At 62.8% G+C, this 23,781-nt stretch carries 20 protein-coding genes; 10 read left to right on the top strand and 10 right to left on the bottom strand.

All coding sequences use genetic code 11. The features are described from left to right. The first annotated feature begins 46 nt into the window (after positions 1-46). From amrS to ABH15_RS09780, 3 genes are all read left to right on the top strand, one after another. A complete protein-coding gene (gene amrS, locus ABH15_RS09790; protein ID WP_128694151.1) occupies positions 47-1,060 on the top strand; it encodes an AmmeMemoRadiSam system radical SAM enzyme in 1,014 nt (337 codons plus the stop codon). After that, the gene (locus tag ABH15_RS09785) at positions 1,041-1,544 is read left to right on the top strand and encodes a Mut7-C RNAse domain-containing protein (protein WP_128694150.1); all 504 of its coding nucleotides are present in this window, start codon (positions 1,041-1,043) and stop codon (positions 1,542-1,544) included. Before amrS ends, ABH15_RS09785 begins: the two co-directional genes overlap by 20 nt. Positions 1,545-1,950: 406 nt before the next feature. Then, positions 1,951-3,105, top strand: a complete 1,155-nt coding sequence (locus ABH15_RS09780) for a glycosyltransferase family 4 protein (RefSeq protein ID WP_128694149.1) — start codon at positions 1,951-1,953, stop codon at positions 3,103-3,105. Positions 3,106-3,137: 32 nt separating this feature from the next. Here the strand turns inward: ABH15_RS09780 and ABH15_RS09775 are convergent, their stop codons facing one another. Beyond that, positions 3,138-4,202 (bottom strand): hypothetical protein, encoded by a 1,065-nt coding sequence (locus ABH15_RS09775; RefSeq protein ID WP_128694148.1) that lies wholly within the window; start codon positions 4,200-4,202, stop codon positions 3,138-3,140. Between the two features lie 225 nt (positions 4,203-4,427). Here ABH15_RS09775 and ABH15_RS09770 point away from each other — a divergent pair, with 225 nt between their 5' ends. Beyond that, entirely contained in the window at positions 4,428-7,904 is a 3,477-nt protein-coding gene (locus tag ABH15_RS09770; RefSeq protein ID WP_128694147.1) for a HEAT repeat domain-containing protein, read from the top strand. Between the two features lie 15 nt (positions 7,905-7,919). Here ABH15_RS09770 and ABH15_RS09765 read toward each other — a convergent pair whose 3' ends face one another. Further along, complete coding sequence (locus tag ABH15_RS09765) at positions 7,920-8,615, bottom strand: flavodoxin family protein (protein ID WP_128694146.1); 696 nt, start codon at positions 8,613-8,615, stop codon at positions 7,920-7,922. Between the two features lie 67 nt (positions 8,616-8,682). Further along, positions 8,683-9,120 (bottom strand): hypothetical protein, encoded by a 438-nt coding sequence (locus ABH15_RS09760; RefSeq protein WP_128694145.1) that lies wholly within the window; start codon positions 9,118-9,120, stop codon positions 8,683-8,685. Positions 9,121-9,417: 297 nt separating this feature from the next. Between ABH15_RS09760 and ABH15_RS09755 the strand changes: the two genes are divergently transcribed. From ABH15_RS09755 to ABH15_RS09745, 3 genes are all read left to right on the top strand, one after another. Further along, the gene (locus ABH15_RS09755) at positions 9,418-10,440 is read left to right on the top strand and encodes a PAS domain-containing protein (protein WP_164913713.1); all 1,023 of its coding nucleotides are present in this window, start codon (positions 9,418-9,420) and stop codon (positions 10,438-10,440) included. Between the two features lie 81 nt (positions 10,441-10,521). After that, entirely contained in the window at positions 10,522-11,001 is a 480-nt protein-coding gene (gene msrB, locus ABH15_RS09750) for a peptide-methionine (R)-S-oxide reductase MsrB (protein ID WP_128694143.1), read from the top strand. A gap of 25 nt (positions 11,002-11,026) precedes the next feature. Further along, on the top strand, positions 11,027-11,650 hold the full coding sequence (locus ABH15_RS09745; RefSeq protein WP_241648067.1) for a class I SAM-dependent methyltransferase: 624 nt from the start codon (positions 11,027-11,029) through the stop codon (positions 11,648-11,650). Positions 11,651-11,698: 48 nt separating this feature from the next. On the opposite strand, the gene ABH15_RS09740 is transcribed toward ABH15_RS09745, so the two are convergent. The 3 genes from ABH15_RS09740 to ABH15_RS09730 all read right to left on the bottom strand — a co-directional run bounded on the left by ABH15_RS09740 (position 11,699) and on the right by ABH15_RS09730 (position 15,759). Continuing rightward, complete coding sequence (locus ABH15_RS09740; RefSeq protein WP_206633441.1) at positions 11,699-12,058, bottom strand: Rho termination factor N-terminal domain-containing protein; 360 nt, start codon at positions 12,056-12,058, stop codon at positions 11,699-11,701. A gap of 85 nt (positions 12,059-12,143) precedes the next feature. Further along, on the bottom strand, positions 12,144-13,385 hold the full coding sequence (locus ABH15_RS09735) for a PAS domain S-box protein (protein ID WP_164913711.1): 1,242 nt from the start codon (positions 13,383-13,385) through the stop codon (positions 12,144-12,146). A gap of 4 nt (positions 13,386-13,389) precedes the next feature. Further along, positions 13,390-15,759 (bottom strand): PAS domain-containing sensor histidine kinase, encoded by a 2,370-nt coding sequence (locus ABH15_RS09730; RefSeq protein ID WP_128694140.1) that lies wholly within the window; start codon positions 15,757-15,759, stop codon positions 13,390-13,392. Between the two features lie 324 nt (positions 15,760-16,083). Between ABH15_RS09730 and ABH15_RS13675 the strand changes: the two genes are divergently transcribed. Continuing rightward, the gene (locus tag ABH15_RS13675; protein WP_206633440.1) at positions 16,084-16,269 is read left to right on the top strand and encodes a hypothetical protein; all 186 of its coding nucleotides are present in this window, start codon (positions 16,084-16,086) and stop codon (positions 16,267-16,269) included. Between the two features lie 11 nt (positions 16,270-16,280). Here ABH15_RS13675 and ABH15_RS09725 read toward each other — a convergent pair whose 3' ends face one another. From ABH15_RS09725 to ABH15_RS09715, 3 genes are all read right to left on the bottom strand, one after another. Beyond that, positions 16,281-18,443, bottom strand: coding sequence for an amino acid permease (locus ABH15_RS09725; protein WP_164913709.1), 2,163 nt, complete (start codon positions 18,441-18,443; stop codon positions 16,281-16,283). A gap of 50 nt (positions 18,444-18,493) precedes the next feature. Continuing rightward, on the bottom strand, positions 18,494-19,234 hold the full coding sequence (locus tag ABH15_RS09720; protein WP_128694138.1) for a phosphoribosyltransferase: 741 nt from the start codon (positions 19,232-19,234) through the stop codon (positions 18,494-18,496). Between the two features lie 69 nt (positions 19,235-19,303). Next, entirely contained in the window at positions 19,304-21,289 is a 1,986-nt protein-coding gene (locus ABH15_RS09715; protein WP_128694137.1) for a cation:proton antiporter domain-containing protein, read from the bottom strand. Positions 21,290-21,560: 271 nt separating this feature from the next. Between ABH15_RS09715 and ABH15_RS09710 the strand changes: the two genes are divergently transcribed. Together ABH15_RS09710 and ABH15_RS09705 are read left to right on the top strand one after the other, a co-directional pair. Beyond that, positions 21,561-23,207: an NAD+ synthase gene (locus tag ABH15_RS09710; RefSeq protein ID WP_128694136.1), complete on the top strand. Its 1,647-nt coding sequence runs from the start codon at positions 21,561-21,563 to the stop codon at positions 23,205-23,207. Between the two features lie 45 nt (positions 23,208-23,252). Then, positions 23,253-23,612, top strand: a complete 360-nt coding sequence (locus ABH15_RS09705) for an SHOCT domain-containing protein (protein ID WP_128694135.1) — start codon at positions 23,253-23,255, stop codon at positions 23,610-23,612. On the opposite strand, the gene ABH15_RS09700 is transcribed toward ABH15_RS09705, so the two are convergent. Further along, positions 23,594-23,776 carry a hypothetical protein gene (locus ABH15_RS09700; RefSeq protein ID WP_128694134.1) on the bottom strand — a complete coding sequence of 61 codons (183 nt, stop codon included), beginning with the start codon at positions 23,774-23,776 and terminating at the stop codon, positions 23,594-23,596. The genes ABH15_RS09705 and ABH15_RS09700 overlap by 19 nt on opposite strands. Between the last annotated feature and the right edge of the window lie 5 nt (positions 23,777-23,781).

The raw sequence follows: 23,781 nt of genomic DNA, 5'->3' as shown, positions 1-23,781 counted from the left end.
CATCACCTATATACAGGGGTTTATCTCATTCGGATATGTGGTCCGCATGCATGAAGCACGACTGTACGAGAAACTCGAAGGCGGGACGGTACACTGTTCGCTCTGCCCGCACCGCTGCACCATTCGCGAAGGGAAGCAGGGTGTCTGCGGCGTTCGGATAAATCGCGGTGGAACGCTGTATGCCGCTACCTACGGCAAAATCAGCGCCGAGGCGGTCGATCCCATCGAGAAGAAACCGCTCTTTCACTTCCTCCCGGGCAGCCTCTGCTACTCGCTCGGCACCATCGGCTGCAACTTCCACTGCAGCCACTGCCAGAACTGGCATATCTCCCAGGCAACCCTCGAGCAGCAGATGCTCCGAGACCTCGCTCCTGAGGAAGGAGTGCGCCGGGCGGTCGAGACCGGCTCTGCGAGCATCTCCTGGACCTACAACGAACCGACGATCTGGCACGAGTATCCTCTCGCCATGGGATCGCTCGCCCGGCAGCAGGGGCTCGGCACGGTATACGTCACGAACGGCTACATAACCGAGGAGGGGCTCCGCGAGGTCGCGGGCATGCTGAACGCCTTCCGCGTAGATATCAAGGCCTTCTCGGATACCTTTTACAAAAAGGTCTGCGGCGGAAAGCTCGAACCCGTCCTCGACGCCACGATACTCGCCCACGAGCTCGGTCTGCACGTCGAGACCGTGACCCTCGTCATTCCGGGGCTGAACGACTCCATCGAAGAGATGGACTCCCTGATCCGGTGGGTGCTCGAACACCTCGGCCCCGATACCCCGATGCACTTCACCCGGTTCCACCCCGATTACAAGATGCAGGATAAAGGCCCGACCAGCGTTGCGCAGCTTGAGAAGATCTACGAGCACGCAAAGAGCCTCGGCATGCACTACCCGTACCTCGGCAACGTCATGAACCATCCTTACGAGAACACCTACTGCCCGGAGTGCGGTGCGGTCGCGATCGAGCGGACGGGGTTTGCGACCAGGGTCGTAGGAGTCGAAGACCACCGGTGTACGGCCTGCGGCGGCAGTATCACGTATGTCTCGAAGATCGACTGAAAAGACCGGAAGCGGGGTGCGGTTCCTCGCCGACCGTATGCTCGGGACGCTGACCCGCTACCTCCGCTTCATGGGCTACGATACGATGAGCGCAAGTTCGCTCACCCGGGGCAATACCCGCGAAGATACCGTCCTCCTCGAGATTGCGGCGGAGAGCAGCCGAATTCTGCTCACCCGCGACAAAGAGCTTGCCCGGAGAGGCGGCGATGCGGCCGTCTATATCCATTCGGAAGACGTCCTCGACCAGGTCAGGCAGCTCGTCGAGGCCGGGCTTATCCGGCCGGAGATCCGGATGAGCCGCTGCTCCGTCTGCAACGCCCGTCTCCGCCCTGCAACGGAGCGGGAGATCAGGGAGACAACCTACGCCCCGGTGGGCTGCGCCGATACGGACTTCTTCTGGTGCGCCGGATGCAAAAAACTCTACTGGATGGGGTCGCACGGCGAGCATCTCATACGGCGGCTCCGGGGCATCTCCCTCCTCTGATGTTCATGCCGCCCGGTCTGCACCGCGTATCCGGCAGAATATGCGTTTCCCTGCGGATCAAGTGCCGCTCTCTCACCTGCAAACCATTATCTTCTTCGAGGGTATAAGGAGGGCGCTGACTGCCCGGGCTGCCGGAACCTGTGAGGTGTGGTAACAGGAACATACCGGCCCCGTGCGGAGAAGGGCTCAGACGTCCGCCAGTCTATACCAATACGAAGACGGCACCTGAAGACCCGGGTAGGAAATGTCGCCGAGAGCTGCTAAAAGACAGGGGTCTCTATATTTCGTCTTTCGTGCAGGAACAGGGGGGGGGAGCCGGAACCACCCGGAAGATGCGGCAGCAGTCAGCAGGCATGCGGGTCCTGAAAACAGTTTACCAATCGATAAAGAAACGAAGAGGAAAAATATGGAAAGTCTGAAGATTGCTTTTTTCTGCTGGGAGTCTCTCCATGCCGAACGGGTCGGAGGACTTGCCAACGCAGCAACCAACCTCGCAGAGACACTCGCCCGTACCCATGAGATACACTTTTTCACGAGGGGGCGGGGAGACGGCGAGGAGATCAACGGAGTGCAGTACCACTATTGCCAGCCCACGGGTAACGATATCATCGATTACTGCGGCCGGATGAGCCGTGACATGGTCGAGCGGTTCCGGGGACAGGACAGAACGCCCTTCGACGTCCTCCACTTCCACGACTGGCATGTCGTCGAGGCGATGCACCACCTGCAGGAGCGGGAGACGGTCTTTACCTATCATTCAACGGAGTACGGGCGATGCGGCAACACCGTCGGAGACGGATGGGCATACCGGGAGATATCGGGGAAAGAATGGTATGGAGGGCTGATTGCGAAGAGGGTCACGGCGGTCTCCTCGACGCTCCGCAGCGAGGCCATGCAGCTTTATAATGTGCCGGACTGGAAGATCGACGTGGTCCCGAACGGCGTGGTGCCGCAGGAGTACAGGACAAACGTCAACCCGGACGACGTGAAACGGGAGCACGGACTCGACCCGGACGAACCTCTTCTGCTCTTCGTGGGGAGGCTCGCCTGGCAGAAAGGCCCGGATATGCTCGTCGATGCGGTGCCGACGCTTCTGCAGCACCACCAGGACGGCAAGATCCTCTTCGTCGGGGACGGCGATATGCGCGGGGCGCTCGAAGAACGTTCAGAGAAACTTCCGGTACAGTTCCTCGGCCACCTCGCCGACGCCGATCACCTCCGCCTCCTGAACGCGGCGGATGTCGTCGTCATCCCGAGCAGAAACGAACCCTTCGGTCTTGTGCTCCTCGAGGCGTGGAGCGCCGGACGGTGCGTCGTGGCATCGGACGTCGGCGGCCTCGGGGAGAATATCGAGCACGGCACGGACGGCGTCAAGGTGCTCCCGAGGCCCGAGAGCATCGCCGAGGGGCTTCTCTCGGTAGCGGACAGCCCGGCCAGAATCGCTGCAATGGGAAGGCAGGGACGGGAGAAAGTAGAGCAGCAGTTCCGGTGGGAGACCGTCGCGAAGAGAGTTGCCGAGACCTACCGGAATACTGCGGCGAAAGAACATCTCATCTGCTGAAAGGCGGAAGAAAACCACCTCCGCAGGAGTCCCTACCCTTCCTGCCCCCGGCTCATCGCCAGCGAGAGATGCTCCATGAGCCGGAACGGATCGGATGCGACGATAGGCGTTCCGGCATACAGTTCCATGCCGCCGATATCGGAGGTGCGTGCGGCGATATCCCCCCGGTCGACGATACGGGCAACGTAGTAATCCCCTTCTTCAAGTTGCGGCATAAAGAGGGCGACGTTGAAACTCCGGATACCCATCCGCTGATAGCAGAGCAGGACTCTCGAGAGCGCCGGGGCGAGTCTGTGCGGCGTCTTTGCAAACAGAACCACCTCATGCTCTTTCTTCGGAGTGAGGTGCGCCATCACCGATGCGCCGCCGAACGTGAGGCCGAGACCGAGTTCGGTATGGACGGCAAAGAGGTCTTCGTAGTACTCGCTCCCGTAGTCACGCCGGTAATCGTCACGCACCCGCGCCATCCAGGCAGGAGCACTGTAGGGTGTGTGCGTGAGGAGTATCTGTGCGTGACAGTGCAGAACGCTTGCTCCCGCCCGCCAGAGCACGTTCCAGAGGAGGAACGGATACACGGCCGCAGGATTAACCCGGTTCGCCTCCTGGCACCAGCGGACGGCGACGTTGAGGAGATCGAGGATCCGGGCTTCATCGGTCGTGAACGGTTCGTCGTCCCGCGCGATGATGAGAGCGTGGAGGTAGTCGTACTTGGCGATGTTGCTCGCCGTCACCCAGTGGTCGCCGTGGATCCTGCCGAACGTATCCTCAGGAGTCTCTGTGAGCGGGACGGCGAACGGCCCGCCGTTCCCCGACCCGGGCAGCGCAAGAGCCTCATCCTCCCGCACCGTTATGACCGGCCGCCGTGCCCTGACGGAGTTGTAGAGCGTGCTCTCGTTCGTCCGGATATTGATCACGCGGACGATCTGCTGGCGTTCGATCTCGCCGTACTTCTCATGCACCCAGTCCTGCATCTGCTCGGGGAGGACGAGCCGCCCCGTCTCGCTGTAGTAGGAGTATATCCGTCCAAAGAGTGCAGCCTTTTCGGGAGTGAGCGTATGCACGATAGCAGGGAGCCGGGTAATATCAAGCGCCACCATAAGTGTCGGTATACCTCCCTTCTCTGCGATAAAGATTGGCATCGCCCCGCTTCACGGCAGGAACAGAGCGCTGGAAGAGCCGCACCCGGAAGGAACGCCGACGACGGAATGGAACATTTATGGCTCTGCAGGAGAAACTAACACCTATATCTGCCGGGATTCACCCATTAAAGAACCCAGCTACTCTTTCGGGTTTTCGGAGCGGCAGGACGATGTGTACCGACCATGGCAATCTTCGATAGATTCAGGCCGAATATCGGACAATTAAAAGAGCAGAAGGATATCGACGGCCTGATAGAGGTGCTGGCGTCCAGGGACGAGGCTATTCGGAGAGAGGCCGCAGTCGCACTCTACAGCCTCGGTGCAGCCGCCGTTCCCGTGCTGGTCGCAAGGCTTGAACGGAGCGGTCAGGCCGATCGCCGGTGGATCTCGGAGGGGCTCATAGCCGCCGGTGCGCCTGTATTTCCACTGCTCCTTGCTCTTCTCATTCAGATCCCGGAGGATGCGCAGGAGACCATGGCCGATGCACTGGCCGGGGTGGGAACAGCCGCTCTCGATACGTTTATTCCGGCACTTCACCATACCCGGCCGGCGATACGGCAGGGAGCGGCGATCGCTCTCTCGGGGATGAGTCCGCAGGGAATCCCGCCGCTGCGGGAGGCACTCGGCGATTCCGATACCCGGGTGGCCCGTGCGGCAGCCCGTTCGCTTGCACGCCTGAAGTGGAAGCCGTCCGAGCAGGACGATACGGCAACCTATCACTTTCTTCGGGGTGACTACGGCGAACTCGTCAAACTCAAGAGGGGGGCAGCTCCGGTCCTCATCCGGGGGCTCGCCGACAAAGACCCCCGGGTCAGAAGAGATTCGGCACGAGCTCTCGGGAAGCTCAGCGAGGCTCCGGCGATCCCGGCGCTGGTACGGGCGCTCGACGATCCGGACATCCTCGTGCGAACCGCGGTGATAGAGGCGCTCGGGGAGATCCGCGACCCCCGGGCGCGACCTCCTCTTCTTAAGACCCTTGAGAAGGACTGCCACCAGGTGCGGATGGAAGCGGCCTGGGCACTCGACAGGCTGGGCTGGAAACCGGAGAGCGTACTCCAGAAGGTCCAGTACCTGATAGCGAAGGAGCAGTGGAACGCGCTCGTCGGGATGGGGCGACCGGCCATTGATCCACTGATCCATGCACTGAAGGAAGATCACTCCGGTGTGCGGTCCGGGGCGACTGAGGCGCTTAAAAAGATCGGATCACCGGCGCTCGAGGCGCTCGCCCGCGGATGCAGGAGCAAAGACCCCGTCCTCGCGAAGGCGGCAGTCCGCGCTGTTGCGGTCATCAGGCAGTGGAACGAAGCGGAAGCGCGTGCCCGGCCGGTCGTCGAGCGGTCGGACAGGTACGACCGCGAGCTCAAAGAGGGGCTCGGCGTCCAGAAGCGGTTCGAAGAGCGGTTCGGAAGACCGACCTTCCAGACAAAGAAATCCGGTGCCGAGAGACCAACGTCCGCAAGTCCGGAGCAGCCGTCACCGCCGGACAGCGCATCTCCGGTTCAGCCACAGAAACCCGAAGTCAGCCTTTCACAACTGATCGAAGAGAACCGGCGGGCGATGCAGGCATGGACGAAGGCGAAAGAGGAACTCCGGGAAGCAGCTGTGGAACAGGCACCGGCACTATCCCTGGATCACCTGCTGCCGCCGGAGTTTGAAGAGGAGATCTTCGACGCGCTCCCCGACGACGAGGATGCATCGCTCGTCCAGGGGGACGAGAAAGAAGAGATGCTCACCACCTTCGATCTCCCGGATCCGGTGCAGCCACGAGAAACTCCGGAGAGAGAAGAGAGCGAGGCTGCGCTCACCCCTCTTGAGCGCTACCTCAAGGCACTGCAGGACGGCAGCGAAGAGGTCAGGGCTGCTGCGATCGAAGCATTGCGAGGGATGGGGGATGCGGCAGTCGACGCCCTTATCGGTGCGCTCCGGGACAAGAGTTACGTCGTCCGGATCGCTGCCGCGGAGGCGCTCGGGGATATGGGAGGGACGCGAGCCGTCGAGCCGCTCATCGGAGTACTCACGGACACCGACCAGGACGTCCGGATCGCCGGAGCAGCAGCGCTCGGCCGGCTCCGCGATAGAAGGGCGGTCAGGCCGCTTATAAACCTCTGCAGCGATCCGTACGTCGGCGTCAGGCACGCGGCCGCGGATGCCCTCGCAGCGATCGGGGATGGGGCACTCGAAGCCCTCCTCGCGGCTCTAACCGATCCGGCAGCGATAGTCAGGGTCGCCGCCGCACGAGCACTCGGGAGCATGAAAGATCCGCGGGCAGTCCCAGCGCTGATCGAACGGCTGAGTGACCCGGGGCCGGAGGTGCGCTGGAGCGCTGCCCAGGCGCTCGGCGATATCGGCGCACCGGCCGCCGCCGCACTCTCGCTGGTGCTCAGGGGCGGCTTGAAGATCGAACGGCTCGCGGCGATCGATGCACTCTGGAAGATCGCCGATGACCGGGCGACGGAAGCGCTGCTCGGCGCCCTGCACGACGACGATCCCGATGTGCGAGAGAAGGCCTCGCAGGCGCTGAAGAGACGCGACGTCCTCGATGTCTGGAGGAGAGCGCTCGGGGAGCAGGTCGAGGCGGCGTCCGCGGAATCGAAGAAGAAGAAGAAGAAGAAGAAAAAGAGCATTAGCGAGGAGGACGCAAAGGCGTTCAGTGAACACGGGCAGCAGGAGATCGCAAATCTCATCCGGGGTCTTCGGGAGAAGACCTGGACGTCCCAGCTCGGGGCGGCAACCCGGCTGATTATGATGGGCAGACCCGCCGCAGAAGGCCTGATCCGGGCGCTCAGGGATGAAGACCCCGAGATCCAGACGGCCGCTGCCGGCGTTCTCGGGGAGATGCGCGAGGTCGCCGTCGAACCGCTCATGAATGCTCTTGCGGACGACGACGGCAGAATACGGATCGTTGCAGCGCGGAATCTTGGAAAGATCGGAAACGATCGGTCAATTGAGACGCTCATCGCCGGACTGCACCGCGAACGCGACGCCGAGGTCAGGGCGGTCATAGCCGAGGCGCTCGGGTATATGGGAAAGAAGATGGCCATCGAACCCCTCACGCTCGCTCTCCGCGACCGCGACGAGGCCGTTCAGATCGCCGCGGCGCGGTCTCTCGGGTATATCGGTGACAGGCGCGCCATCGAACCCCTGCTCCAGGCGCTCAACGACGTCGACGACCGCGTCCGCCATGCCGCGCTCGAGGCGCTGAAAGATCCGGGGGGACTTGTGCAAGACCATCTCCTCGACGCCCTCAGGCACGGCGACCGGGAGCTGAAGCTCGGCGTTGCGGAAGCACTCGAAAGCCTCGGCTGGACACCAGGGAACGAAGCGGAGCAGGTTTACTACCTGATAGCGAGAGAGCGCTGGGCCGAGGTCGAGCGGATGGGGGCGGTCGCCATCGAAACACTCGCACAGGAACTCAACAACCTCTCGGCCGATGTCCGGATAAGCGCCGTGAAGACGATCACCCGTATCGGGGGGACGGACGCGGTAGCGCCGCTCCTCCGTGCGCTCCGGGACGACCATTTCGCCGTCAGGCGGCGTGCGGAACGGGCACTGATAGAGATGGGCGAGACGGCACGCGGCCGTCTCACCGAGAGTCTCGCCACCGCAGAACCGGAGCTCGCAGAGACGATCCGGCGCATCCTCCGGGAGACGGAGGCATAAACACGGGAGAGAAAGTTATTCCGGCCTTCCCTCTTCGAGCCGCTCGGGCACCGTGCCGATCCTGCTCCAGTGCTCGTACTCATGGTGCCAGCGGTCTTTGTTCGCGATGACGAGACGCCGCATCCGGTCGGTCATCGCCGCGTGCAGTTCCTCCTGCTCAGGGTAGGTTGTCCGGTTCAGAATAGCACCCGCAAGGGTCTTCCCGAGCTCGTAGGCATGCCGCTCCGCAGGGATGATCGCCTCCGGGTCGGGCCCGAGGACGACACCGACTTTGCCGACCGTGTTCGCCCCGAGGATCTGCAGGACACTGTTTAAGTAGTCGGCGACCTCGTCCGCCCCGGAGCCCCCGGCGGTGGAGACGGCGCACCCGTACTTGCCGGTGAACATCTGGCAGTGGATGGCATCCGCCATCCGGTCGAGGAGCGTCTTTATCTGCCCCGTGACGGAGTTGATGTAGTTCGGGGAGGCAAAGACGATGCCGTCACTCTCGAGCATCTTCCGGTATAACCCGGAAAAATCGTCTTTCCGGACACACTCGCCGCGCTCGTAGCAGACGGTGCACCCGTTGCAGTACTCGATCCGGAGTTTGCAGACATCCACGTAGTCGACCTCCGCCCCGGCCGAGCGGGCGCCGTCGAGCACCGCGTTGAGCAGCCGGAGTGTCTGGCTCTTCGACCCGCGCGGGCTCCCGTTAATCCCGAGTATTCTCATACGTCTTCTCCCGCTACTCCGGCGTACACCGCAATAATCCTTCTCGTCTGCCGCCGCACCGGCCGGGTCAGGAGATGTCGTAGAGCGTCTCCAGCTCGAGGCGGTAGGATCTGTCGCCCTCGCCGTTCAGTTCCCGGGTGAACCGTTTGGTATCCCCCGCACCGAACCGGGAGACGAACTCGGTTCCGGTCGAGCGGATGCCGCCGCTCTCATCGTCCACCAGTTTAAACCGGATGACAACGCCGTTTCCGGCGACATCGGCGGTATTGGTGATGGTTGCCGTGGCCACCCAGTAGCAGGAGCCGTCGGCCCGGTAGTGCTTCTGCAGGCTCACGACCGAATGGTCGAACGAGGGGTGCGGAGCTCCCGAGAGTTCCGCTGCCGGGCTCTGGGTCTCGACGGGTATCACCAGAGGAGCGCTCGCCCCGTCAGGCTGCGTCGTGCACCCGGGGATGATCGCAAGACAGAATACCAGGAGGAGGGATGCCATGCCGATCTTTCTCATCACTCTTCTCAGGGGAGGGACAGGATTTAACCGATCCGAATTGATCGCCCGGGACCGGCCGGACGCCCCACGGGGCAGGCCGTAACCGGTACAAACCGGGAACGGGGCAGTGGGAGAGCGGATCGTTATCACAATGATTATATTCCAAACATGGAAATGTACTTCCATCTGCAGCGATCAGCCTCCCGGCCGACAGAGAACCGGGAACGGTCGAATCGCTCATCAGAAGGCGCCGATACGAATACCGGACGGGATTAAGAGTGATTCAGTATGATGCACGGTGAGAAAAATACGGATATGTCGATGTTCTTCCTCTTCACCATCTTTCATGTGCTGAACGAACTTGAGGACGGCGTCGTCCTCGTCGGGCAGGATGGAAGGATCAGATGGGTGAATGCCGCGATGCGGAGGTTTTTCGAACTCCGTGACCGGGAGGTCGCCGGGATGCAGGGCGAGGAGTTCTTCCTGACAGTCGTCGCCCCGACACTTGAGCGCCCGGAGGAGGTATCGGACGCCGTCCTCTCCTCGAACCGGGAGCGGCGAAACGTCCACAACCTCGAACTCCATGCCGTCACCCCGGAGGGGAGGGAGTTCTGGCTCGAGTACACCAGCCGGCCGCTCAACATCTACCCGATGCTGCAGCACCGGCTCGATATCTACCGGAAGATAACGCGGTGGAAGACGACCGAACGGCGGCTTACGGAGAGCGAAGAGCGGTACCGGATGCTCTTTAACAAGGGCAGCGACGCCGTTCTCGTTTTCACGCTTTCGCCGGATTCCATGCCGGTACGGTTCATCGAGGTGAATGAGGTCGCCGAAAGAAGGCTCGGGTATACCCGGGACGAACTGCTCAACCTCTCGCCGCTCGATATCACCCCACCGGAACGGATAGGGGAGATCTCGGCAGTGCTGAAACAGTTCAGGGTGACCGACGAGCTCCTCTTTGAGATGGAGCACGTCACGAAAGGCGGCAGGCGGATACCCGTTGAGATAAACGCTCTCCGGTTCCTCCTGCAGGGACGCCCGACCGTTCTCTCCATCTCGCGGGATATATCCGAACGGAAACGCACCGAAGAGATCCGGAAGAAGGCCTTCGAGCAGATCGAGCAGAACATCGAGCAGTTTGCCGTGCTCGGGGATCATATCAGAAACCCGCTCGCCGTCATCGTCGGCCTCGCCGGGATCGAGGAGACACCGGCCTCGGCGAAGATCCTCGAGCAGGCGGCGCTCATCAACGGCACCATCGACCGGCTCGACCGGGGCTGGGTCGAGTCCGAGAAGGTGCGACGGTTCCTCCGGAAACACTACGGCCAGCGGTAACGGAACACCGCCATCCCGGTGCGGGTGGAGGAATATCTTTATATCTTCGGCAGGTCTGCTTCGGTTACGGGAGGCAGGACGATGAACCATACGGTATCCACAGGGGAGCAGGAGCTCGTCAGGATCTACAATGCCAGGGCCGATTCGGTGGAACTGGTCGAGAAGATAAGAAAGACAGAGGAAGAGTGGCGGGAACTGCTCACGCCGCAGCAGTTCCACGTCGCCCGGCAGGCAGGCACCGAGACGGCGTTCACCGGACAGTACTGGAACTGCAAAGAGAAGGGGCTCTACCAGTGCGTCTGCTGCTCGACCGACCTCTTTTCGTCCGAGGCGAAGTTCGAGTCGGGGACGGGGTGGCCGAGTTTCTCGAAGCCGGTCTCCGAGCTGAACGTCGCCACGGAGACCGACAGGAGCTTCTTCATGACCCGGACCGAGGTGCTCTGCCGGCGATGCGACGCCCACCTCGGGCATGTCTTCGACGACGGCCCGCCGCCGACGTACAAACGGTACTGCATGAACTCGGCATCCCTGCAGTTCGTGCCCGATACGCGAACCCTTTAACCCGGATCCGGTGCAACCTGGATCCGTGGATACAGCCCCTCCCTCGTGGGAGAACGACTACGCACGCCGGGGCAGGCTCTGGGGCGGCGTCACCGGCCGCCTCCCGGAGCTGCCGCCGGGCTCGTGTGTCCTCGAGCTCGGGTGCGGGGACGGCAAGACACTCGCGGCGATGGCGGAGAAGCGCTGGAGCGTGACGGCGCTCGACATCTCGCCGACCGCCGTGCGGATGAGCCACGCCCGGTTCGGAACGACCGGCATCCACCTGCTCGTCGCCGACGCCCGCTCGCTCCCTCTCCGGGACGGCAGCTTCGATGCCGTATTCCTCTTCCATATCGCCGGCCACCTGCTCGCAGACGACCGGGCGCGGATTGCTGCCGAGACCTCCCGCGTACTGCGGGACGGCGGTCTCCTCTTCTTCCGGGCTTTTTCGACGGAGGATATGCGGGCCGGGAAGGGGACAGAGGTCGAGGAGCATACCTACCGCCGCGGCGACGCCATTCTGACCCACTACTTCACCTCTGAAGAGACCGCCGCCCTCTTCTCCATGCTGACTCCGGTCTCGGTGCAGACCCACCGGTGGCAGATGCGGATCCGGGGGAACGACTACCCGAGGGTCGAGATTGAGGCACTCTTCAGAAAAAATCGATAGACCCGACTCCCCGGGGATACGGGCGGTTCGAGACCCGGAACGGCAGCGCTACTGTCTCGCCCGCAGCGCCACGATCAGCTCGCCTTTCGCCATCTGCGAGCGGCCGGCGATACCGAGCTCCGTCGCCCGCTCGTAGAGCTCCTTCTTCGTCCAGGATTCATAACTGCGGGCTCTCTGAGCCTTCTTGATATTCTCGCGCCGTGCCTCCCGCTGCGCCGACGTGAGCCGCTCCGGCTCCGCCACGGAGAGCCGCGCCTGCGCCCGGAACCGGTCACTCCGCGGGCGATCCACCTCCGTGCTGCAGGTCGGTTCGCCGGGAGCATTCTCGCAGTGATTCATCTCGTGCAGGGAATCCTGTGCTCGCTTCAGGTTCTCACGCGTAGCCTCGATCTGTCTCCGGGTCGCCATACGGGCAGGTGATTTGCGGGAAACGATTTATAGATTGTTGTCGACGGATAGCCTCCCGGAGATCGGCCGTGCAGACCCCCGGCCGTCAGCCGCACCGCCGAAGAAACTCCTGCACCTTTCGTGACTCGATCCAGCCCTGGTCGAGCTGCCTGATGATATTGTTGATCCTCCGTACCTGCTGGGCAAGGATCTCGCTCTTCTCGTCACCGATGATATCCGCAATGCCGAGGATCACCTGGAGCGGCTGGCGGATATGGTCGCCGAGGATCGCGAACTGCTCGATGTTGCGGTCGATCTGGTCGTAGGCCTGTTTCTTCAGATCTTCCGCGGCGATCCGTTCGGTGACGTCTCTCCCGACCCCCTGGATACCCGTGACAACGCCGTTCCTGACGATGGGGGATGCGTTGATCTCCACGAAGACGGGAGAGCCGTCGTCCCGCACACATTCGAGGATCAGTCCTTCCACATCCTTCCCTGCAAGCAGCTGCCCGGTTGCACGGGAGAATGCGGAACGGTTGTGACGGGCGATGTACTCCCGGCACCTCCTGCCGGTGATCGCGGCGGGCTCGCATCCGAGGATGCGGTGCACCGCAGGCGAAGCATAGGTGATCACCCCGGCCGGGTCGGCGGTGAAGATCATATCGAAGCTGCGCTGGGTGATGCCCCGGAACTTCTCTTCGCTCTCGATGAGGGAGGTCTCTATCCTTTTTTGTGCCGTTCTGTCGTCAAAGACGGCGACGAGATACCCCGAAGGGAGGCGGTTTACGTAGATCTCGCCCCAGACGACCGGCTGGCCTGCCCGGGAGCACCGCATCGGGATCTGTTCGGGACTGCCCGTCCTCCAGACCCGCCGGAGCGTATCGACGAACCCGGGGAACTCTGCACCCGGCGAACTGCCGCCCGCCCGGCCTGCCGCGGGGTTGAGCGACGTGACGACAAAGTACCTGCCGTCGTCACGCGCCTCGAAGGTGGCGACGCCGCTTCCCATGCTGCAGAGTTCCCCGGCACCTCTGCTCCCGGCGGCCTCCTGAAAGGAGATGGTGACGCCCTCACCGTCGCCGACCGGGGTGAACGTAAGCGAGCAGGCCTTCGTCCCGGTCAGGATACCGATCCGCTCCTTCTCCCCGCTCCTCAAGACGAGATCGACCACGCCGATCCACCGACCCGGGAGCCGATCCCCGATGAGGAGATTCCAGTGGGCAAGCAGCGGGAGTGCCGCCTCGTTCGCGCCGAGCACCTCGCCGTCTTTCGCGACCCGCAGCACCGGAGTATCAGGATATCCCGCTCGCTCTCTGTCGGCATCCCCCGTCAGGAGCGTTCGATCCAAAACCTCATCCACCACGGGACTCTTCTCCAGGAAGGGTCTCCTCATACCCCGGCAGGTTACGGTCTTCCGGAAGGACGGCTCTCAGCGTGAACCGGAATGCCGCCCCGAGTTCGGGACTTCCCTCGACCCGATCTTCCACCCAGATGCGGCCGTCGTAGCGCTCGACGATCAGCCGTGCAGCGTAGAGCCCGAGATAGGTGCCGGTACCCAGGCCTTTCTCCGGCTCAAACCGGTGGAATATATCCTCTTTCACCTCGTCCGGCACACCCGGCCCGGAATCCTCCACCGAGACCAGCACTTCGTCCGACGACTCCTCCACCGTCACGGTGATAGCAGCATCGGGACCGATGTACCGTATGCGGCTGCCGACGAGGCTTTTAAAGAGCTCCCCGAGAAACTCGTCCGCCCAGACCTCGGGAACCGAGCCGCGGAACTGTAAGGTGACGTTCGGAATATCCCGGAGTTCGTCTCTGGCGACGGAGTCGAGGTGGACCGGCCGGAGGAGAACGGGTTCCTGGTGAACCTTCCTGATCGTGGAGACGTGCTTGATGATCTCCGTCCCTTTCATAATATTCGTCCGGACTTTATCGGCGTACTCGGCGGCGGAGCCTTCGAGCATCTCGACGAGGAGGTCGGAGTAGAGACTTGCGACGTTCTCGGCGTTCCTGATGTCGTGGGTCAGGATGTCGATGTAGAGGTTCGCTTCGCGGTTGGCGGCCTCGAGCTTTTTATGCAGCATACTCCGCAGTACGCCGGCTCCGATCTCCTTGCCTATCGCTTCGAGCAGGTTCTTTTCCGGGAGGGAGAACGACTCTTTCTCCCTGCTTCCGACGAAGATCGCCCCGACGACGACCGACTCGGCGACGAGCGGGATGGCGGCAAGCGCACGGACGCCGTATTCGCGGAGGAGCTCCGCTTCCATCGAGCCCAGTTGCTCCTGCTGCTCGAAGTATCGTGCCTGACCGGCGATGAAGACGAAGTTATACGGCCAGTTGTGGATACTGACAAAGCGCTGGCGATGGTGCAGGGATGCGGGCGTTCCCCGGCGGTATTTCGGGAGCGCCCGGGTGCGCTCACTGTCGAGCAGGTACGCAACGCCGAGATCGAAGTCCAGGAGCTCCATGGTCTTTGAGAGCGACGCCTCCATCAGCTCGTCGAACGAGAGTGCCGAAGCTGAGACCGTGATGATCTGATTGAGCACGGCGAGCTGGCTGTTGCGCATCCTTATCTCCGCTTCCGCACATTTTCTCCCGGTGATGTCGCTGTTGATCTCGAGGATTGAGAGAGGTTTTCCGTCGCTCCCCCGCTGGAGCGCCCATCTGGTCGCAACGACGACGCGTGATCCGTCACGGCGGAACTTTACAAGTTCGCCCTCCCAGTGCCCCGTACGGACGAGTTCGGCGATACTGGATTCAAGCGAGGTCGGAAAGTGCGTCTGCAGGAGATCGTGCGTCACCTGCCCCAGTGCTTCGTCGCCGCGCCATCCGTACTCCTCTTCGGCAGCCCGGTTCCAGAAGGTGATCCGCCCGTCCATGCCCCAGACGGTAACGGCATCGTGCGTGAGATCGAGCAGGGCAGTCTGCCGTTCGAGCACCTCTGCCGTCTGCAGCCGGCCGAGCAGCCGGCCGATCATCCCGGCGGCCAGGTGCAGGAAGACCGACTCTTCCCGGAGGAATACTTCGCCCGCCTCTCCGGGAGGTTGCTTCGTGTAGCCCACCTCGACCACCCCGTCCCGGTTACCGTGAACGATGAGATCGGCCGTCAGTCTCCAGGGTGTTTCAGGAACGTCCCGGCCGTGAACCGTATCGCCGAGCACTATTCTGGCGTATGCCTGGTCGGGATAGCGCAGAGCGGTCGGCAACAGCCCGGCGATCGCCGTGAGTATCTCGCCCGCCGAGAGGCCCTCGGTCTCGAACAGGCGGGATATCTCGGAGAGGAGCGTGAGATGGGCTTTGTGGGCATGAACCCTGGTGAATGACTCCTGCCGGCAGATGTCCCGGAACCGGATGACGATCATATCCTGAAACGGTCCTGTCGGGATATACTGGCAGGAACACGAGAGCAGGCAGGTCTCGCCGGAAGCCGTATGAATCAGGCACCCGCACGGCGGGGGCTCCGTCTCGGCATGCAGGAGGTTTCGCAGGCAATGAGCACATGCAGGGTCCTGCAATCGCGGCAGCAGGTAGGTGTCGATGATCTGCAGGGCATTCTTCCCGATGGCGGTATCGGGAGGAATGCCGATGATATCCCGTACGGCATCATTGCACCAGAGCACGTTCCGGTCGCGATCCAGCACGAGGATGCCGATGCTCGGCTCGCCAAGGATCGAGAAGGCCTGCAGAGGATCGAAATCAAGTGTCTCGGTATAGTTCATGGTATCGGCTAACCCCCCGTATTTCAATTATTCACTCAATTATATTACGGTAATTAAATAATATGCCATCCGATAAGAGAATTATGGTGATCAGGCGCGCGAGGTATTTCCCGGAATAACCACGGTTCCTGCAGGGAATATCCGCGACAGTCCCATCCATTTCGGGATCTGCCGCCTCACGGGAGAGATCCGTGATACGGTTCTCCCGCCCACGTACCGGGGGATGACCGTTCAGGCCGGACTCCAGGCAGTTTACAGTCCCGGATCCCGGAAAGAGCAGTTCATCAGATAGATTCATAGCATCCCCGGATCCACCTGTCAGCAATGGCACCCTGCTCGCGTCACCCTGATAGCGAAACTTCATTGGTCTGCAGGATCTGTTCGGAACCCTGCTGCGAGGAATGCAGCGGAATATTCGGCATCTGCACCCACTGTCTGTATAAGATCTCCGTCGTGATCCTCGTCGTGATGGTGATCGTCTCGTACTCGGCCTGGGCGTTCCTGCTGTGAACCGGGCGGAGTCATATCAACGCGCTCTCCAGCGTCGAGTCACGGCAGAAGAGGCAGGTAGACCGGGTCTTCTCCACGATCGTCCGGACCGCCGCAAAGTCGGGCTTCGATGAGAGGCTGAAGACGGTCAGATCTGCCTGCGGTTCGCTGCCGAGATACTCCTCGTAGCGGCGGTTCACCACCAGGAGTTCAGCGTGCGGAATGCGTACCTGCTCGAGGAGTGCCGAAAGGCTCTCGCGCACGGCGGGGACTCCGGCGGGGTCTTCGACCGTTGTGATGAAGGTGACGACCGCGCCCCAGTTGATCGCGAGTTTATAGGCGACCAGAATGGCGAGATCGCAGTTCGGCAGTTTCTCTCCGGGCGTCCACGCCGTGCAGGCCGCCGGCACCCAGAGGTTGATCCTCCTGCGGCGCCCGAATCCTGCCTCATGGTGGGCGGCGTAGAGGATGGTACCCATGCTGCTCTCGCCGGCTCTGCGGACGATCGTTACGGTCTCCTCCTCCTGCTCCGCCGATCCCGGCATCCGGAGGAAGACGATGTTCGGCGGGAATATCGTCCTTTTGAGTGCCTGTATGCTGATCGCCACCCCTTCGGCGAATGTCCTGGCCTGAACAATGGTCCAGTCTGCAAAGAGGCCGTCCTTCCGGAATTCCCCGGCAAGATGCGGGATGCGCGTCTCAAGCTGCACCCCCGCACGTCCACGATCCACCCCGAGGATACTGACCGAGCCGCCCGGGAGGGTGAGGTCGCGGATAAACTCCGAGACGCCCCGCAGCTCTTCCGGGTTTTCGGTCGGAATGAGCAGTTTCGGCCTCCACGCCCGGCTCCGGGACTCGGGGAGTGTCTGTGCCTTCTTTGCCGCCCACTCCGCCAGCGCTACGAAGAGACTGCTTCTGACGTCGCCGTACGGCGGTGCGTCGTTTAAGTGCCGCTGCATCAGGATGTAGTAGAAGACTCCGACGAGGACGACGGCAAGGAGGCTGAAGAGCGGGTTGATGACGAACATGGCAAAGAGGCAGCCGGCCGCCCCTGCGAACGGAACCGCCCGCGGGATGGTCAGGCGCGGGCGGAAGCTCACGAGACCCAGGCTCTGCTCCAGCAGGGTGACGATATTGATCATGGCGTAGGTGATCAGGAAGAACATCGTGATCAGCGGGGCGACCGCGTTGAGATCGCGGAGCAGGAGCGCCGCGACCACAATCAGCCCGGTCAGCAGGAGGGCGTTTCGCGGAACCCCGGCAACGGAGCGCCGGGTGATCCAGCTGCTCCCGGGGAGGATGTTGTGCTCTCCCATGGCGTGGAGGACCCGGGAAGCCCCCACGAGCGAGTTTAAGGCGGAGGAGAAGGTCGCAGCGAGGAGCCCGGCCAGGACGAGCCAACCGAACGCCGACGTCCGGATCAGGATGGTGAAATCGGAGACGAGCTCGTCCGGCGTCGCGGAGCCTGCCAGCCACAGGGCAAGCCAGAGGTAGACGGCGAGGCTGATGGCGATCGCCGCAAGTGTCCCCACCGGGATGCTCTCCCGCGGGCTCCTGAGTTCGCCCGACATATTCGCGCCCGCCATAATCCCTGTCGCCGCCGGGAAGAAGACCGCAAAGACGACCCAGTAGGAGAGCGGCGGTGCAGGCTCGGTGAACGTGAGCGGCGGCAGGGCCGAAAGCCCGGCGGCGGCGACCGAGAGGAGCGAGGCGATGATGACGGCGAGGACCGCATACTGGATACGGAACGCGAACTCGGTGCTGATGAAGACAATGACGAACAGAACCGCAAAGACACCAAAATCAATAATGAGCGCCGGCGCCTGCGGCAGGAGATACTGGAGCCCCTCCCGGAACCCGAAGATGTACAGCGCCATCGAAAGGGTAAGCGCGAGGTAGAGCGGCACACCGACACTGCCGCCGATCTCAAGCCCGAGCGACCGGGTGATGATGGCATACGCTCCTCCCGCACCTATCCGGACGTTGCTGACGATCGACGAGATCGAGAACGCCGTGGCGGTCGTGATCCCGAACGCTATGAAGACGATCGACCAGGCGCCTACAAGGCCGACGTTCCCGACGACCCAGCCGAGGCGCAGGTACATGATGACGCCGAGGATCGTCAGGAGCGTCGGTACCAGCACGCCTTTGAACGTCCCGAACATCGGGATCTCTGCTTCGTTCCGATCCGTCATCTCCGGCGGCATAGCGCTACCAGGCGTTCTCCGGGACAACAGCAGGATCCTCATCGCTGAAGAGTGCCGTGGTTTTCCGCCGCAGGTCGTCCTCGCCGACGGGAAGAGCGGTGCCGTGCGGCCCGACGGAGGTCGGGTGCTTCCCGGCGATAGCGCGACCCTTCCTCCACCACCTTCCCGAGCGCCAGCAGGTCGGCCAGGGCTTCCGTGACCTCCTCATCGTCGACCGCGATCGCATACCGGCAGGAGAGCGCCGCCCGGATCTCCGCGAGGGTAAGAGCCTGTCCGGAGATGACCTTCTCCGTGAAGCCCACAAGGTCTTCATGGGCTGCCCAGGGATAGATCACCCACTTCCAGTCAGCAAGGTACTCGGCATAATAATCCGGGCTGAACGCGGAGGTGCGCTTGTGCTGGAGCACTCCGCTCCTGATCTCCTGCGGCTCGAACTGCTCCACATACCCGGCCGCGAGCCGGAGGGTCGACCCGGTATCGGTGATGTCGTCGATGATCAGGACGTTGAGGCCGCGGACGTCGACCGCGAGCGGATAACGGATCGACGCTTCCCTCCCCTTTGAAGCCGCGATCCCCCAGTGCTCGATCTTGATGCTGGTCAGGGCATTCAGGAGGAGAGTGTCGCAGACGATGCGGGCCGGGACATAGCCGCCGCGTCCGATGGCGATCACCATCTCCGGGCGGTACCCCGAGGCTCTGATCTTCGCTGCAAGGGCACGGGAGAGGCGAACGGCATAATCCCAGGCGACGAGATCACAGGTGAATGTTTCGGGGATCATTGCGGATGGGATGGGGGAGGCAGCATATAAAAGGTGAGGAATGCCGGCGCGTGTCGGCACACCCTCCCGTCAGGTCGCGGGAGACGGCCTGAAGAGCGGGACGACCGTGTCCATAGCAGAGGCCGATGCGAGAATGACGAGCAGGTCACCCTCCCCGATGGGAACCTCTCCTCCGGGAATGGGAACCACACCACTCTCCCTGCGGATGACCAGGACGGTTACACCGTAGTTTCGCCGCAGGTTCAGCTCGGCGAGGGTCTTACCGGCCATCACGGAACCCGGTGCGACCCGGACGGTGTAGATAGCGAGTTCGGGAGCGCAGAGCTTGAGATCGTCGAGCGATCGCTCGAAGGAGGACGGCCGGCGAAGCATCTTGTATCCGCCACCCCGGAGCTCGGCAACGAGATGCTCGATCTCGTCGTGGGGGATGAAGTACTTGGCAAGCACCCGGGTAAAGATCTCGATGGAGGTCTCGTACTCCTCGCTGATCACCTCATCGGCGCCGAGATCGATCAGCGGCGTCACCTCGGCCATGAACCGTGTCCTGGCGATGACGTAGATCGACGGGTTCAGCCTCCGTGCCGTGCGGATCACCCTGCCGATCGCCGACCGGTCGGAGACGGCCACGACCAGCACGCGTGCCTGCCCGATATCAGCATGCTCGAGAACCTCGCGGTTCGTAGCGTCGCCGTAGAGGATATCGACATTACGGCGTTTCTCCTCCCGAACCGTTGCCGGATTGCACTCGATGACGGTAAAGGGTATACCGGCGACCCGCGCCGCCTGGGCGACGCTCCGCCCGGTCAGGCCGAAGCCGACGAGGAGCAGGTGGTCAGATCGCCGCTTCTGCTCCGGTTCGGCAAGCAGTTTTCCGGTGCGGAGCGCCCCGGGAACCCGCTCCTGCAGAATGTCCCCCACCCGCGGGGCGGCGCCTATCAGGAACGGTGTCGCCGTCATGGTGATGATGGCAGCAGCAAGGAAGATCTGGTAGATCCGGCTGCCGATGACGCCGGCCTCAAGGCCGGTCTCGATGAGTATGAACGAGAACTCCCCGATCTGGCTGAGTGCAAGGCCTACCACGATCACCGAACGCATGGGAAGGGCGAGGGCGATCGCCGAGAGCGAGGTGCAGAGGGCCTTGACACCGAAGATAGCCGCAACGACGAGCAGCACCTCGACCGGATGGGTGATCACCTGAACGGTGTTGAGCAGCATCCCGATCGAGATGAAGAAGAGCCCCGTCAGCACGTCACGGAACGGCACGATGCTGCTCAGCGCCTCGATGTTGTACTCGGACTCGCCGACGATCAGGCCTGCAAAGAACGCACCGAGGGCGAGCGAGAGGCCGGCGCTCGAGGTGAGCCAGGCGATCGAGAAGACCGTCGCCGCCACGGTAAAGAGGAAGAGCTCGCGGCTCGACCGGCGGGCGGCGTGGAAGAGAACCTTCGGGACGAACCAGCGTCCGCCGACGAAGATCACGAGGAGCACGATCACGCCGTAGACCGCCATCTGCAGAAGCCCTTCGGGGTCGGTGGCGGCGGTTCCCGCGAGGAACGGGGTCACGAGGATCATCGGGATGATGACGAGGTCCTGAAAGATCAGGATCCCGAGCGCCGCCCGTCCGGGAAGGCTCTCAAGTTCGCCCCGTTCCTGGAAGACCTTCATGACGATGGCGGTGCTCGAGAGTGCGACGAGGAACCCGAGGAAGACCGATTCGCCCCAGGAAAGACCCAGAGCCAACGAGGCGACCGCAACGACGCCGATGGTTATCAGAACCTGGAGGAGGCCGCCGACCACGATCGTCCGTCTGGCTTCGAGGAGCTTTTCGAAGGAGAACTCAAGGCCGATCGTAAAGAGCAGGAGGATGATGCCGCCTTCGGCCAGCACCTGCACCGTTTCGATATCGCTGATCAGGCCGAGCCCGAAAGGCCCCGATACCATTCCGATGAGGAGGAATCCGACGATGCTCGGGATGTTGAACCGCTGGCAGATGAAGAGTACGGAGATGGATACTAAGAGGATGACGGTGACGAGGGTGAGAATATCAAGTACCATGGTCGCGACTCCGGGATAATCGACTGCACGTCGCCTTCTTACCCGGGGATATCTCCCGGGTATCTGCGTTATCGCGTATGATCTCGGAGTGGCTTCTATATAGTCATATCACCGGTGGAAAGACCCCTCTCACGGCACCATAGCCATTTCCGACCGGTGCCGTATCCTGCACCGCTCCCGCCCCGGAGATGCAAAGGCATAAACAGTCTCCCCGAGACATCGATCAGTACAGCGAGGAACCCCGGGTATCCTCACGGGAGCCATAGCCCCCATGCGACTGACACTTCTCCAGATCAACACGACCGTCGGCGATCTCGATGGAAACGCCGAAAGGATCAGAGCAGCCGTCCGGAAAGCGTGCCTGCAGCGACCCGCTCTCATCGTCGCCCCGGAGCTCGCGCTCTCCGGCTATCCCCCCCGCGATCTCCTCCTGACAGACCGGTTCGTGGCACGCGCCTCGGAAGTGCTCGACGGGCTTGCCGAAGATCTCGCGGACGCCCCGCCGGTCCTGGTCGGCGTCCCGGAGCGGAATCCGGAGGCCGCCGGCCGCCCGCTCTATAACGCGGCCGCCCTCCTGTACGGCGGCCGGGTCTGCGAGACGTTTCACAAGACGCTGCTTCCGACCTACGACGTCTTTGACGAGGACCGCTACTTCGAGCCCGCCCGGGGAGCGCAGATCCTCAGGCTCGGCGACCGCCGTATCGGCATCTCGATCTGCGAGGATATCTGGAACGACGCAGACTATCGGAACCGGCGGCGCTACCATACCGACCCGGTCGCGGAGCTCGTCGGCGCCGGGGCGGAGTGCATCGTCAATATCTCCGCTTCGCCCTTCACCGCCGGCAAGCAGGAAGTCAGAGAGCGGATGCTCTCCCGGATCGCGAAAGAACACGCCGTCCCCCTGGTGTACGTCAACCAGGTCGGCGGCAACGACGACCTGATCTTCGACGGCAGGAGCTCGGCGTTCGATGCCGCCGGGAGGCTGATCGCACGAGCGGCGGGGTTCGCCGAGGATCTGGCGACGGTCGATCTCGCCAGCCCCGCTCCGGGCACCATTGCCACCGACGATTTTGCACCCGAATCGGAGATCTGGCGGGCGCTGGTGCTCGGCACCCGGGACTACACCAGGAAGACCGGCTTTACCTCCGTGCACCTCGGGCTCTCGGGCGGCATCGACTCGTCTCTGGTGGCCGCCGTCGCCGCCGAGGCGGTGGGAGCGGAGAACGTCCTCGGCGTCATGATGCCCTCGCCGTACTCGAGTGCCGGGAGCGTCGAAGATGCAGAGGTACTCGCTGCGAACCTCGGGATCCGCACCGCTCTTCTTCCGATCCGCCAGCCGATGGTGGCGTTCGACGATCTCCTGGCGGAGGTCTTCGCCGGCCTCCCTCCCGATATCACCGAGGAGAACATGCAGGCACGGATACGGGCGGTGCTGCTGATGGCCATAGCGAACAAGTTCGGCTCCCTCCTCCTCTCCACCGGGAACAAATCCGAGATCTCGGTGGGATACACCACCATCTACGGCGATATGGCCGGCGGCCTTGCGGTAATAGCCGACGTCCCGAAGGGGATGGTCTACCGCATCGCAAGCTGGCTTAACGGCCGGGAAGGCCGCCCCGTCATCCCCGAAGCGATCATCGATAAGCCGCCTTCGGCGGAGCTCCGCCCCGGCCAGACCGACCGGGACACCCTGCCGCCCTACGAGATCCTCGACGCCATCCTCTTCCGCCACATCGACCGGCACGAGTCGGCCGCCGAGATCGTCGAAGCAGGGTTTCCGGAGGGGCTCGTCCGCACAGTGCTTCGGATGGTCAGAACCGCCGAGTTCAAGCGCAAGCAGGCTCCACCGGGGCTGAAGGTGACCGACCGTGCATTCGGAACGGGCTGGCGGATGCCGATCGCCCGGGGCGAGTGGTGAGCCGGACGGAAAAGATTTAGTACCGCCGTCCCCTCACCCATGACCATGCCGGACGCTACTCCCGGCAGCCCCGAGGTTCTCGCGTTCGTGCCGACGGTGCTCCTCGCCGGGTGGGCGATGATGCTGATCCTCGGGATGCTGGTCTACCGCGACGCGAACGCACGGGGAATGCAGGGGCTCTTCTGGTTCTTCCCCGTCGCCATCCCGACGATCGGGTTGCTGTTCTTCTTCCTCTACCTGGTCGTCCGCCGGACAGAGCGCCGGGGCGGTGCCGAGTCACGGGAAGAAGCCTGCAACCTGCTCGAGCGGTGGTATGCGGAAGGCGAGATCTCCGCGGCCGAGTACCGGGCGCTGCACGAAGACCTCGATGAGGAAGAGGCCGACGGTCACTCCTTCTTCCGGTAGATGTTGAGCCCGATCTTGATCTCCTCGTGTTCGGGAACCGATATGTTGCCTTCGGTGGAAGCTATCGTGATAGATTTGCCGCTCTTTGAGACGCCGAACTCCTTTGCGAGATCGACGCGGATCGTGAGAACGTTCCCTTCGACCGACATCTCGATGTTCTTCATACCCA

This window comes from Methanoculleus taiwanensis, from assembly GCF_004102725.1.
Taxonomy (GTDB): Archaea; Halobacteriota; Methanomicrobia; order Methanomicrobiales; family Methanoculleaceae; genus Methanoculleus_A; species Methanoculleus_A taiwanensis.
Note: the sequence above shows the minus strand (reverse complement) of the source record. Positions and strands in the feature narration are given on the sequence as shown.

Bases quoted from the DNA above. Each gene is read 5' to 3' on its own strand.
- amrS (WP_128694151.1), top strand. From the start codon at position 47: ATGCATGAAGCACGACTGTACGAGAAACTCGAAGGCGGGACGGTACAC.
- ABH15_RS09785 (WP_128694150.1), top strand. From the start codon at position 1,041: ATGTCTCGAAGATCGACTGAAAAGACCGGAAGCGGGGTGCGGTTCCTC.
- ABH15_RS09780 (WP_128694149.1), top strand. From the start codon at position 1,951: ATGGAAAGTCTGAAGATTGCTTTTTTCTGCTGGGAGTCTCTCCATGCC.
- ABH15_RS09775 (WP_128694148.1), bottom strand. From the start codon at position 4,202: ATGGTGGCGCTTGATATTACCCGGCTCCCTGCTATCGTGCATACGCTC.
- ABH15_RS09770 (WP_128694147.1), top strand. From the start codon at position 4,428: ATGGCAATCTTCGATAGATTCAGGCCGAATATCGGACAATTAAAAGAG.
- ABH15_RS09765 (WP_128694146.1), bottom strand. From the start codon at position 8,615: ATGAGAATACTCGGGATTAACGGGAGCCCGCGCGGGTCGAAGAGCCAG.
- ABH15_RS09760 (WP_128694145.1), bottom strand. From the start codon at position 9,120: ATGAGAAAGATCGGCATGGCATCCCTCCTCCTGGTATTCTGTCTTGCG.
- ABH15_RS09755 (WP_164913713.1), top strand. From the start codon at position 9,418: ATGTCGATGTTCTTCCTCTTCACCATCTTTCATGTGCTGAACGAACTT.
- msrB (WP_128694143.1), top strand. From the start codon at position 10,522: ATGAACCATACGGTATCCACAGGGGAGCAGGAGCTCGTCAGGATCTAC.
- ABH15_RS09740 (WP_206633441.1), bottom strand. From the start codon at position 12,058: ATGGCGACCCGGAGACAGATCGAGGCTACGCGTGAGAACCTGAAGCGA.
- ABH15_RS09730 (WP_128694140.1), bottom strand. From the start codon at position 15,759: ATGAACTATACCGAGACACTTGATTTCGATCCTCTGCAGGCCTTCTCG.
- ABH15_RS13675 (WP_206633440.1), top strand. From the start codon at position 16,084: ATGGCACCCTGCTCGCGTCACCCTGATAGCGAAACTTCATTGGTCTGC.
- ABH15_RS09725 (WP_164913709.1), bottom strand. From the start codon at position 18,443: ATGACGGATCGGAACGAAGCAGAGATCCCGATGTTCGGGACGTTCAAA.
- ABH15_RS09720 (WP_128694138.1), bottom strand. From the start codon at position 19,234: ATGATCCCCGAAACATTCACCTGTGATCTCGTCGCCTGGGATTATGCC.
- ABH15_RS09715 (WP_128694137.1), bottom strand. From the start codon at position 21,289: ATGGTACTTGATATTCTCACCCTCGTCACCGTCATCCTCTTAGTATCC.
- ABH15_RS09710 (WP_128694136.1), top strand. From the start codon at position 21,561: ATGCGACTGACACTTCTCCAGATCAACACGACCGTCGGCGATCTCGAT.
- ABH15_RS09705 (WP_128694135.1), top strand. From the start codon at position 23,253: ATGCCGGACGCTACTCCCGGCAGCCCCGAGGTTCTCGCGTTCGTGCCG.
- ABH15_RS09700 (WP_128694134.1), bottom strand. From the start codon at position 23,776: ATGAAGAACATCGAGATGTCGGTCGAAGGGAACGTTCTCACGATCCGC.